5 protein-coding genes are annotated in these 12,054 nt (G+C 46.4%); 2 read left to right on the top strand and 3 right to left on the bottom strand.

Features of this window, described 5'->3' with window-relative positions; all coding sequences use genetic code 11:
- The first annotated feature begins 176 nt into the window (after positions 1-176).
- A complete protein-coding gene (locus QUB77_RS01900; protein ID WP_333173154.1) occupies positions 177-476 on the top strand; it encodes a DUF7734 family protein in 300 nt (99 codons plus the stop codon).
- A 91-nt stretch (positions 477-567) separates the two neighbouring features.
- On the opposite strand, the gene atpC is transcribed toward QUB77_RS01900, so the two are convergent.
- The 3 genes from atpC to QUB77_RS01885 all read right to left on the bottom strand — a co-directional run bounded on the left by atpC (position 568) and on the right by QUB77_RS01885 (position 3,588).
- Positions 568-975 carry an ATP synthase F1 subunit epsilon gene (atpC, locus tag QUB77_RS01895; RefSeq protein ID WP_006635885.1) on the bottom strand — a complete coding sequence of 136 codons (408 nt, stop codon included), beginning with the start codon at positions 973-975 and terminating at the stop codon, positions 568-570.
- A gap of 183 nt (positions 976-1,158) precedes the next feature.
- The gene (gene atpD, locus QUB77_RS01890) at positions 1,159-2,616 is read right to left on the bottom strand and encodes a F0F1 ATP synthase subunit beta (RefSeq protein ID WP_333173151.1); all 1,458 of its coding nucleotides are present in this window, start codon (positions 2,614-2,616) and stop codon (positions 1,159-1,161) included.
- A 138-nt stretch (positions 2,617-2,754) separates the two neighbouring features.
- On the bottom strand, positions 2,755-3,588 hold the full coding sequence (locus QUB77_RS01885) for a PEP-CTERM sorting domain-containing protein (RefSeq protein ID WP_333173149.1): 834 nt from the start codon (positions 3,586-3,588) through the stop codon (positions 2,755-2,757).
- 1,048 nt (positions 3,589-4,636) lie between these two features.
- On the opposite strand from QUB77_RS01885, the gene QUB77_RS01880 reads away from it, so the two are divergent.
- Positions 4,637-12,054: two-partner secretion domain-containing protein (locus QUB77_RS01880; RefSeq protein ID WP_333322809.1), on the top strand; the 7,418-nt coding region annotated here is incomplete at its 3' end.

The following is a 12,054-nucleotide window of genomic DNA, read 5'->3' as shown; positions in this document are numbered from 1 at the left end:
AAGTAGGCTTTTCCTGATTCAAATGGTTGGTTTTATTTAGATAAATTATATTATGTGCGCTTACTTGCTGCTATTAAAAACGGTTGAATTAACAATAAAAAATTAGCTGTCTGTCCCTGAAATTAGCCAGAAAATTAAGCTATATTATAGCAGATTTCAGGAAAGTGAGATTTGCTATGGCTGACTCTATTGCTCGCCGTTTGGAAAAATACACGGTAAAACGATCGCACGAAGTTTTAATCGTCAAGGCCGAAATTGACGGCGAATTCGATGAAATTGCTATTTTTAAAGGCTTTTCTAGCTCCCTGACGCGATCGACCGCTTTCGATCCAGAGGTTCCTGTTTTGCCGGAGGAAGCAACAATTGTCAGTGTCGATCGCGTGGAGAGCCCCTACAATCCAAATAACCCCCGCTATCTTCAGCAAGGGTTATCTTGGGAAACAATGCAGTCTCTATTGTCCGAGGCGGGAGTTTAGCAAAACATTAGGGACACAACGCGAGCAAAAGAGTAGGGACACAACATTGTTGTGTCGCTACTACAAAAGCACTATGTCCTTACCCTGAGAGCTAGAGCGTGCCGCCGGCAGCTTGGAAACGAGCTCTCGCGCGTTTGATTGCTTGCTTAGCTTGAATTTGCTCTTGCAAAGTGCCGCTAGTAGCCTTTTCCAAACGAGCTTCTGCTTCGGTGTAAGCAGTACGAGCAGCTTCTTTATCAATGGTTTCGCCTTTTTCAGCGCCGTTGACAAGAATAGTAACTTTGTTTTCTTGGATTTCTGCAAAGCCACCCATCAGAGCAATAGACACCCATTCCTTGCCGGGACGGACGCGCATCACTCCGGTATCCAAAGCTGTCAACATTGGAGCGTGACCGCTCAAGATACCCAGTTGGCCTGTGGTGCTCGGCAGAATTACTTCTTCAGCATTAGAATCCCAAACAGTTTTGTCTGGGGCCACTACGCGCACAGTTAATGTCATAAAGTGTCAGTTGTCGGTTGTCAGTTGTCAGTTGTCAGTTGTCAGTTGTCAGTTGTCAGTTATCAGTTGTCAGTTGTCAGTTGTCAGTTGTCAGTTGTTACCAATAACCAATAACTAATAACAAATAACTAATAACTACTGACTCATGACTCATGACTACTGACTACTGACTCATGACTAAAATTACTTGGCCTCAGCTTTCATTTTTTCAGCTTTGGCGATCGCCTCGTTGATATCGCCCACCAAATAGAAAGCTTGTTCAGGTAATTCATCAAGTTCGCCAGCCAAAATCATCTGGAAACCCTTAATGGTGTCTGCCAGCTTGACGTACTTGCCGGGGGAACCAGTGAACACTTCAGCCACAAAGAACGGTTGAGACAAGAACCGTTCAATTTTGCGAGCGCGAGAAACGGTCAAGCGGTCATCTTCAGACAGCTCGTCCAAGCCCAAAATTGCAATAATGTCTTGCAATTCCTTATAGCGTTGCAGAGTAGACTGCACCTGACGAGCAACACCATAGTGCTCTTCGCCGACAACGCTAACTTGCAACATCGTAGACGTAGAATCCAGCGGGTCAACCGCAGGATAAATCCCCTTCGCAGCCAAACCGCGAGACAACACAGTTGTAGCGTCCAAGTGAGCAAAAGTCGTAGCCGGTGCGGGGTCAGTCAAGTCATCCGCAGGTACGTACACAGCTTGAACCGAAGTAATCGAACCTTCGGTAGTCGAAGTAATCCGTTCTTGCAAGTCGCCCATGTCTGTACCGAGAGTCGGCTGATATCCCACAGCCGAAGGCATCCGACCCAACAGAGCCGATACCTCAGAACCCGCTTGCACAAACCGGAAGATATTGTCAATGAACAGCAGCACGTCTTGCTTGCTGACATCACGGAAGTATTCGGCCATCGCCAGAGCCGACAGGCCCACGCGCATCCGAGCACCAGGCGGCTCGTTCATTTGACCGTAAACCAGAGCAATTTTCGACTTGCTGCGGTCTTCTTCGTCAATAACCCCCGACTCGATCATTTCTTTGTAGAGGTCATTACCTTCGCGGGTGCGCTCGCCCACACCACCGAACACGGACACGCCACCGTGAGCCTTAGCGATGTTGTTCACGAGTTCCATCATAATCACGGTTTTGCCGACGCCTGCGCCGCCGAACAAACCGATTTTGCCACCGCGACGGTAGGGCGCGAGCAGGTCAATCACCTTGATCCCAGTTTCAAACACCGAAGGCTTGGTTTCCAGTTCGGTGAAAGCCGGCGGGTCGCGGTGGATGGGCATACTTTCGGAAGTATTGACCGGGCCGAGGTTGTCTACGGGTTGACCGATGACGTTAAAAATCCGGCCGAGAGTTGGGATTCCGACGGGAACTTGGATCGCTTCCCCGGTATCTACTACTTCCATGCCACGCACCAAGCCGTCGGTGGTACTCATGGAAACGGCGCGCACTTGGCTGTCTCCGAGCAGTTGTTGAACTTCGCAGGTAACGGCAACGTCTTGACCTGCTTCGTTTTTGCCGGAAATTGTGAGAGCGTTATAGATTTGGGGCAGTTTGCCGCCTGGGAATTTTACGTCTACAACTGGCCCGATGATTTGGGTGATGTAGCCTACGTTCGTTTTTTCTGCGGTGGATACCATGAATAGTGCCTTTGTTAGGATGCTATTTTTCCCGTTATGGAAAAAGTCTTAACATTTAGAAATGCTATTTCTCAGAGTACCACTGAACAGACGCACTATTTAGATTTGTATGGGGCTGGTTAATAGTCATTTTTATGGTTACTGCCCTCGCTTTTTTTTCCTGCGAGCTGCAGCCAAAGCCCCAATCCCCAGCATCGTCCCGAACACTGTGACTGGTTCGGGGACTGGTTCGGGGACTGGTTCGGGGCCTGGTTCGGGGACTAACTCAGCCGACACGGTGAAGGCTTTGAAATCAAGCTCGGTTCCTGGTTTGGCATTGTCGAAATCGTCGAAGGAGATTGGTGTGCCATTAGCCAGTTCGGCCATTGTGAGGGATGAAAATTGCTCTGGGCCTTTACCGCCGTTGATGTTTGTAAATGAGTCGTTGGAGTTGGGGTTGAGCATAAAGTTACCAAACACAGCAAGCTGACATCCCTCCACCCCACATTCATCTCTTCGGAACTGGGTTTCGGGGGTCCACCATAGGGTGCTGTTCATGAAGGTACTCGACGAGACGTATTGCTCGAGAGGCTTGCCGCTGCCCGTGTCGCTCCACAGCAGCAGGGCATAAATTTGATCCTGCAAAAATGTGAAGGTTTGGGTGATGGAGCCGTTGTCCGACGTGACTGCGTTGCCGAAGGTTGCTTCCCAGTTGTTGGCAGAGCCGTTATCTGAGGGTTTAGTCTCCTCAAACAGTTTGGCGACGTTAGTGTAGCCATTGTTTCCTGACTCAGCTTGGGCCACCCACAAGCTTGACTGGTAACGGCTGCGAGAGTTATTGAATCTAAAGTTGATCTTTGTATCTTTATCGAACTGGATGCCGTTGGTGCCAAACATGAAAGCTCGGACGGGGGTGCAGATACTGAGCAACATTGTGGTTGCCAAGCTGACGATTGTAAAAGATGTTTTTTTGACTAGCGTTAAGGTAGTCATAACCCTGATTCCTCCAGTATTGTTAGGTAGTAAGGCGGAAAATGCCCTAAATGCCATGTTGCCGTGACGCGAATCGACGATCGCGAGCCTGCTATATTTAGGGCGATCGTCAAACCTAAAGAAGAGGCTCCACACCAGTGAATCTATATACAGATCTTACTTAAGGGTGTTTTGGAGTAAATGAGTGCTTCTTCTAAGAGTTTTCACTGACACCAGATTGACACAGTTTAATCTGTCAGAGCAAGATTTTCATCCTGCCTAGACTTCCAACCTACTACATTTACTTGGTTTCGGTAACGGTCTAAAGTTGAGTGCAAGACTTGCAAATATTGGCTTTCATCAAAAATACATAAAAATTTTACTCGACCTTTATAAAGTTTTGGTAAAGTTCATCCATAAAATATAAAGTTTTGGAGAGAAAGTCTGCTGGTCGGTTCGTTATCCTGAAAGCGGGCTGCAAGGTGCTCTGCCTATGGAGAAAGCAGCGGCGGCGACCGCGAGTAGGGACTAGATCGAGTTTTTTGCCACTCTAAGCAAGCTGTCTAACAGGCATTTGGTACTTACGTAATTTTGACTAAAATTCCGAGTTTTTTAAACCCCTAACCGTCGCATTCCGCGCCATATTTTCCCCCACATTCCCGGACGCATCAACCCGGTTTTTAAAGATAATTGTGTCAATCGATTTTAGATTTTAGATTTTAGATTTTAGATTTTAGAATTGACCCCACGGATAAATTCGGGGGGCAAGTTTCATCGGATACAGGTTTTTTATTTCTGGATACTGAGTCTGCGCGTTGGAATGAATCCGGGGGCTTGTATCCTGCATGATGAAGGTCAAAAAAGAAACTAAGTTTCATTTCCCGCGCCTGACTTCTAGTAAAAAAAATGTTTTTAAGTAAATCATAGTAATTAAAAATATACATTTCCTTTTTCAGTTCTAATTATTCTACCAGCAAAAATAGGCTGCTCCTATTGACATGAAAAAATTTTATGAGTAAAAATAGTAGAAAGAAATACGATCGCCCTTTAAGCACAATCTTTAAACACAATGACAGCCAACAGACTACATTTGCTCGGATGGTTATTCATTGTTAGCTGGCTGAGTGCAGCGGCGGGTTCGGCAAACGCGCAACCCATCGTCCCCGCACCAGACGGCACTAACACAGTTGTTACTCCCAACGGCAACCGCTACGACATTTCCGGGGGCTCTTTCAGCGGAGATGGGGCTAATCTTTTTCATAGTTTTACTCAGTTTGGGCTCAGCGAGGCTCAAACGGCTAACTTTTTGACTAATCCCAATATTCAAAATATTTTGGGAAGGATTACTGGAGGTAATCCTTCTTTAATCAATGGCTTAATTCAAGTTACGGGCGGCAATTCCAATTTATTTTTGATGAATCCGGCCGGCATAATTTTCGGGCCGAATGCCAGTCTCAACGTGCCTGGATCTTTTAATGCTAATACGGCGACAGGGATTGGTTTTGGGAATAATCAGTGGTTTAGTGCGATCGGCAATAACAATTGGGCAACATTAATCGGGACACCGAATAGTTTTGCGTTTACAAATTTGCCAGGGGGAAGCATTGTTAATGCAGGCAATCTGACGGTGACACCAGGTCAAAGTTTAAGTTTGATCGGGGGTACGGTTGTCAATAATGGTCAGGTAAATGCGCCGGGGGGCAATATTCTCATCACCGCCGTACCGGGTAACAATTTGGTGCGAATTAGTCAAGCGGGAAATTTATTGAGCTTGGAAATTGGGCCGACAGCAAATCAAAGTTCGCTGCCCAACAATTGGACGCAGCCAGTGTTATCTTTGCCGGAGTTGCTGACTGGACAAGGTGTGGCACAGGCGACGGGTTTGACGGTAAATCCTAATGGCGAAGTTGTGTTGACGGGGAATGTTGCTGTGCCGGTAACTGCGGGAACTGCGATCGCCTCTGGCAGTCTCAATGTCTCTGGCAACACTGGCGGTACTGTAAATATTTTAGGCGACAAAGTAGGAGTTATTGCAGGCACGATCGATGCTTCTGGGATTAACGGTGGCGGTAATGTACTGATTGGGGGAGATTATCAGGGTTTGGGGACTGTGCCCAATGCTTCGCGGACTTTTGTCAGCAGCGATTCGACGATTAATGCTGATGCTATTAGTAACGGGAATGGCGGGCGAGTAATAGTTTGGGCTGATGAAACTACTCGCTTTAACGGGAATATTACGGCCCGAGGTGGCTTATTTTCTGGGAATGGCGGCTTTGTGGAAGTGTCGGGAAAGCAATCGCTGGATTTTCAAGGATTAGTTGATTTGCGATCGACCTTTGGGATTGCTGGCACCTTATTATTAGATCCTACTGATATTACTATTAGTACAGGTGCGGATACAGGCGGCACTTTAGCAGAGGGAGCATTTACGCCCTCTGCTGCTACTTCTACAATTAATAATGGGACGCTGCAAACACAGCTAGGTTTGGGAAATGTGACTATTTCCACTGCGTCGGATTTTCCGAATCAAGGTAATATTACCGTCAGCGCCCCCATTGCTTGGGCTAATAGTAATTCCCTGACTCTCACTGCTAATAATAATATTAATATTAATAATACCAATATCACCACTCAGGGAGGCAATATTACTCTGAATGCTGATAGTGATAATCTAAAGGGTGGTGCTGTCAGTATCGTAGGTTCGACGATCGATACTAATGGTGGTAATTTCCTGGGTAATGGTCAGGGGAATTTGGGGTTGGGGCCGGGAATCAATATCAATAACAGCACAATTAATGCCGGGGGTGGAAACATTGACCTGAATGGTATTGGAGGAAAGGCGACCGCAAACAATAATGGTATTTTGATTTCGGGTGCCACACTACAAACTATTGGCAGCGGGAATATTACTCTCAACGGTACTGGCGGAACCAGCGCATTCACGCCCAATGAAGGTATTGTTGTTACAGGCGAGTCTAAGGTGACTTCAGCTAATGGAAATATTAGCCTGACTGGGATTGGAAATAGTAACAAAACTGGAAGCGACCACAACGGGATTAACATTAATACCAACAGCATAGTGCGATCGGTAGGGACAGGAAGTATTACTTTCAACGGTACTGGCGGGAACGAGACATTTAATAATATAGGGATATCTATTGACAGCAGTACAGTAGGATCGACCGGAACAGGAAGTATTACTTTCAAGGGTACTGGCGGGAACGGGACAGATGGTAATCAAGGGATATCTATTAACAAAAGCACAGTGCAATCGGCTGGGGGAAATGTCAGCCTGACTGGAACAGGTGCGGGGACAGGAATCCAAAATAGAGGCGTTAATCTAAACAACGCTACAGTGGAGTCAACGGCGGGGAACGGGACTGTCACCATCACCGGGAAAGGGGGAGATGGGACGAGTGACAATCAAGGGATAAGGGATTTGGGCAGTACGGTACAATCCCAGAATGGAGATATCGCCCTGATTGGAACAGGTCAGGGGAGCGCGGACAACAACAGGGGTATTTTGGTGGATGGGGTGGTGGAGTCCACAGGCACCGGGAATGTGACTCTGAGCGGTGTTGGGGGCAATGGGACTAATGAGAATGAAGGGATATTAATCGCCGGCACAGTGAAAGCGCTCTCTGGAAATGTCAGTCTGACTGGTACAGGTGGTGGCACTGGGTTTAGCAACGAGGGTATAGAGATATATTACGGTTTTATCCAAACCGCAGGCTTGGGAAAGGTGACGTTGACGGGGACGGGCAGTGCAGGCACGGACAGTAATTCCGGGATCAGACTCAACTCAGGCAGTGTACGATCGGAGAATGGAGATATTGTTTTAAGCGGTACGGGTGTAGGTGCAGCACTTAGCAACTACGGCATTCACTTCCTCACGTTCGAGGGTAGTAGCAGCGTGCAAGCTATGGAAACGGGTAATATTAGTCTCACGGGAAAGGCTAACAACAATTCCATTCCAATTAACCTCACCGAAGGTGTGATTCACGCGACTAAAGGCGGCGATGTCACTTTGACGGGCGATGAAATTCAATTGTCAGGAACAATTCAAGTTAAAGGTACTAAAATTATCCAGTTGGAGCCGCTTACTCCCAGTTTAGATATTACTGTGGGGGGTGATACTGAGGACGATCGTTTGAATCTCAGCAGTGCTGAACTCGCACCTCAGTTTTTAAATGATGGGTTTTTCCAAATGATTATCGGGCGCACGGATGGGACGGGGAATATCGCAATTGACCCCGCTGGTGTTACTTTTAATTTCCCCGTCACAATGCAAGCTGGCACAATTGCAGTCGATGGAAACATTACAGGTGTAGACGACGCTTCAATTACTTTTAATGCTCCAACCACTAACTTAAACGCAAATATTCTTACCAACGAACAGAAGATTACCTTTAATGGCAACGTCTCTCTCGGTACGGGTTCTAATGTCACTCTCGATACTGGGTTAAAGGCAGCAGGCGACATTAATTTTGGGGGAACGGTTGAGGGAGATGGCGACCTATTTTTGACTACGGGAACAGGCGTTATTAATCTCAGTGGGCCAATTGGGACGCCTCCTTTGCAGCAATTGCGTTCCCTGAAAATAGAAAATTCTCTCAATGTTACCAGTCCGAACCCGATCGCAATTACAACTACAGGCGATATTACTGCTGGCGATATCACAAATCCCGGACGGGCGATCGCTCTTACCAGCACTAACGGTGATATTAATACGAGTGCAGGGGCAATTGATACGACACCCAGTACCGGAAATGGTGGCCCGATTACACTCAGTGCTAACAATACGATTAACGCTAGTAATCTTAACTCCAGTTCCACTGGTGGTAATGGCGGAAAAATCACACTCACGAGTCAAACAGGCAACATTTTTGCATACTCAGGAGTAATTAATTCTAGCTCTAGTTCCGGTGCAGGTGGAGATATCGCGATCGCCACTCCCAATGAAGTTGGGATAAATAGCATTGATGCTAATGGGTTGCCCACTACTGGAAATATTAGCATTATCGGCAATGAGATTGGCTTTTCGGGAGCAGGTTCCGCGCAGGGTAAAGGCACTTTTTCAATTCAGCCTTTTTCGCCCAATGTAGGAATTCGCTTCCAGGCTGGACTTCCTGACGATCCGCAGGCGATCGATATAGGATCACCGTTTTTATCCTCATTGCGTAATGGCTTTAGTGCCATTGTTTTCGGAGGGAAGACTACTACAGGCAATATCACTGTAGAGAATTTGCCGGTATCTTTTCCCGATCCTGTGAGTTTCAATACTCAAGGCACTATTTCTGTAAATCCCAATCAATCGATTTCGGGAACTGATAATGCTTCAATTACTCTGACTGCTACAACTAATAAGCTGAATGGCAATATTACCACCAAATCTCAAGATATCACAATTAACGGCAATACCCTAGTTGGAGATAGCGTGTTAGTCAGCAATGGCGCTGCTGCAGGTGGCAATATTCTGTTTAACAATAACATTGATGGCACTGGTAATCTCACGTTAGAAACAGGTACTGGAAAAATTGAGATTAAAGGTTTGATCGGCGACGCGACAGTATTAGGAAATCTCACCGTCAACAGTGCTGGTTCCACTACATTTAATGCTGTCAAGGCTACCAGTTTCACCACCAATGCTGGCGGTACAACCGAACTTAAGGGCGATGTCACTACAACTGGCACTCAAACTTATGGAGATGCAGTTACAATTGCCAACAATCCGAGTCTCGCAGGCAGTGACATTACTTTCAACGAGACTGTTGATGCCAATAACATTGGCAGCGACTTGACTGTAAATGGGGGTGCAGGTAATATTACATTCAATGGTACACTTGGCAATACCAAAGCTTTAGGAAAAATTACCACTAACTCTACAGGAATAACCGCATTTAATCAAACAGTCAAGGCCGCGAGTTTGACTACCGATGGCGGCACAACTCAACTCAATGGCAATGTCACTACAACTGGCAGTCAAACTTATGGAGATGCAGTTACAATTGCCAAGAATCCAATTCTTTTAGGTGACAGCATTACTTTTAATAATACTGTTGATGGTACCAGCGATTTGACTGTGAAAGCGGTTAACGGTAATGTTACCTTCAATGGTGCAGTTGGTGCTGGTGGGATGGGCAATTTAAAAGCTAACTCTACAGGAAAAACCACATTTAATCAAACAGTCAAGGCCGCGAGTTTGACTACAGATGGCGGCACAACTCAACTCAATGGCAATGTCACTACAACTGGCAGTCAAACTTATGGAGATGCTGTCACTGTTGCCAAGAATCCGATTCTTTCAGGCGACAGCATTACTTTCAATAAGACTGTTGATGGTACCAGCGATTTGACTGTGAAGGCGGCTAGCGGTAATCTTACCTTCAAAAGTACGATCGGCGAAACAACTCCTCTCACTAATTTAACTGCCAACAGCAAGATATCTTTAGGGGGCAATGTCACTACAACTGGCAGTCAAACTTATGCAGATGCTGTCACTGTTGCCCCAAACTCGATTATTTCAGGCAGCGGGATTACTTTCAACAAGACAGTTGACGTAGCTGGCAATCTGGGTATTGTGGCTGATACTGTCAATCTCAAAGAAACTGTAACAACCACCAATGACGGCGCGCTCACAATCACCAATAAGGTAAATCTCAATATTGAGAAAAACCTGAATTTAGACGGTGAATTTATTCAAAATGGCGTGGGAACTGTGGCGGTTAAGGGAAATATCGCCACAACTAATGATAACATTAGTTTTAGCGGTCCGGTGACATTAAAAGCTCCTGTAAATTTTACACTCGGAGATGCAACTATTGCTTTCGGTTCGAGTTTATCGGCAGGTAGTAACCCGCTGAATTTAACTGCAGGTGAAATTGATTTTTCTGGGAATGTTTCGGGTACGGGCGCGTTAACGCTGCAACCCGCAACAGCCGGACAAAACATTGCTGTTGGCGGAATTGATAACAATACTAGCGGTTTAGATTTGACGGCATCGGAACTTAATTTGATTCAAAATGGATTTAGCTCGATCGCGATCGGGCGATCGGATAGCAGTGCCAATATTAGTATTCCCTATAATCTTACATTTTTAGACCCAGTAAATATTCAAACGGGTACTGGTACGATCGCACTTGATGGCACTCTTACCGGCAATGACAACAGCAGCATTGCTCTCAACGCTGCCACAATTAATTTGAATTATGGCATCAATACCAATAAAAATCCGATCGCTCTCAACGGCACTGTCAACCTCGGCAACGATATTAATCTCCGTACCGGCGGCGGAGATATTAAGATAACAGGTGCGATAGACGGTAATCATTTGTTGAACTTAGATGCGGCTACAGGCAATGTGCTGGTACAAGGAAATATCGGAGGAACAGCACCACTTTCTGTTGTGAATGTTACGGCAACGCAGGCGGAATTCACTAACGGTAATATTGCGAGCAATTCTGGTTTTAATATTGCTGCGGCCAGCACTAAGTTGGGTGGCAATGTTACTACTAATAATGGCAATATCAATATTAACGGTGTTCTCGGGTTGACGAAAGATGCGATATTGAGTACGGCCGGGGGGAATATTGCCTTTGGAGGTGCGATCGACAGTATTGATGCGGCCCGCAGCCTAAATCTGGATGCAGGTAGCGGCAGCATCACTTTCAACGGTCCGGTTGGCGCTACGAGCAAGTTAGGAAATCTTGCGATCGATAATGCTGGCAATGTAACAGGCAACTCGACAATTAACGCGCAACAATTGACAGCACTTAACACGGAAAAAGTCAACTTATCGGGAGATGTCACCGCCGCCAAAGTCGATATTACTGCCAAGGGCGATATAAGCGTTAAAAATATTACTACTAATGGCGGAGAAATTCTATTTACAAGCGGTAACAATTTCACCGCAGGCAATTTGAATACATCGGCCAACAGCGGCGGCAACATAACTGTTAAGGCGATAACTTCAATTACCACCGGACAAATTAACTCTAGCGCTATAGTCGGAAATGCCGGCAATGTCTTCTTAGATCCGATCGGCGATATTCAAGTAGAGTTTATCAATGCCCAAGGCGGTACAGGCGGCACCGGTGGCGATGTCACAGCAATAACAGGCAATTTTTTCCGGGCTACGGGTGGTTTTTCAACACCTTTTTCGCCGACGGGATTTGCTAGTATTTCTACTGCTGGCGGCACAGGTGGCGGAAATATCGCAATTACACACGCTGGGGGAGATGGAGGGACGCCAATTCAACCGTTTGTGGTGGGCGATGCTGCTAGCAACGGTACGGCGGGTGCAATTACAACGGGACAATCTACCATTACATCGCAGTCGTTTCCGCGTTCTAGTAGTGTTGGTAATATTGCGTTTTTCACTGATGACGCGATCGATCCGACGCCAACACCAACTCCAACTCCGGTAGTAACTCCAACTCCGACTCCAGTTGTCACTCCAACTCCGGTAGTAACTCCAACTCCGACTCC

This window comes from Microcoleus sp. AT9b-C3 (genome assembly GCF_036705485.1).
In the GTDB taxonomy this organism is placed as follows: Bacteria; Cyanobacteriota; Cyanobacteriia; order Cyanobacteriales; family Microcoleaceae; genus Microcoleus.
Note: the sequence above shows the minus strand (reverse complement) of the source record. Positions and strands in the feature narration are given on the sequence as shown.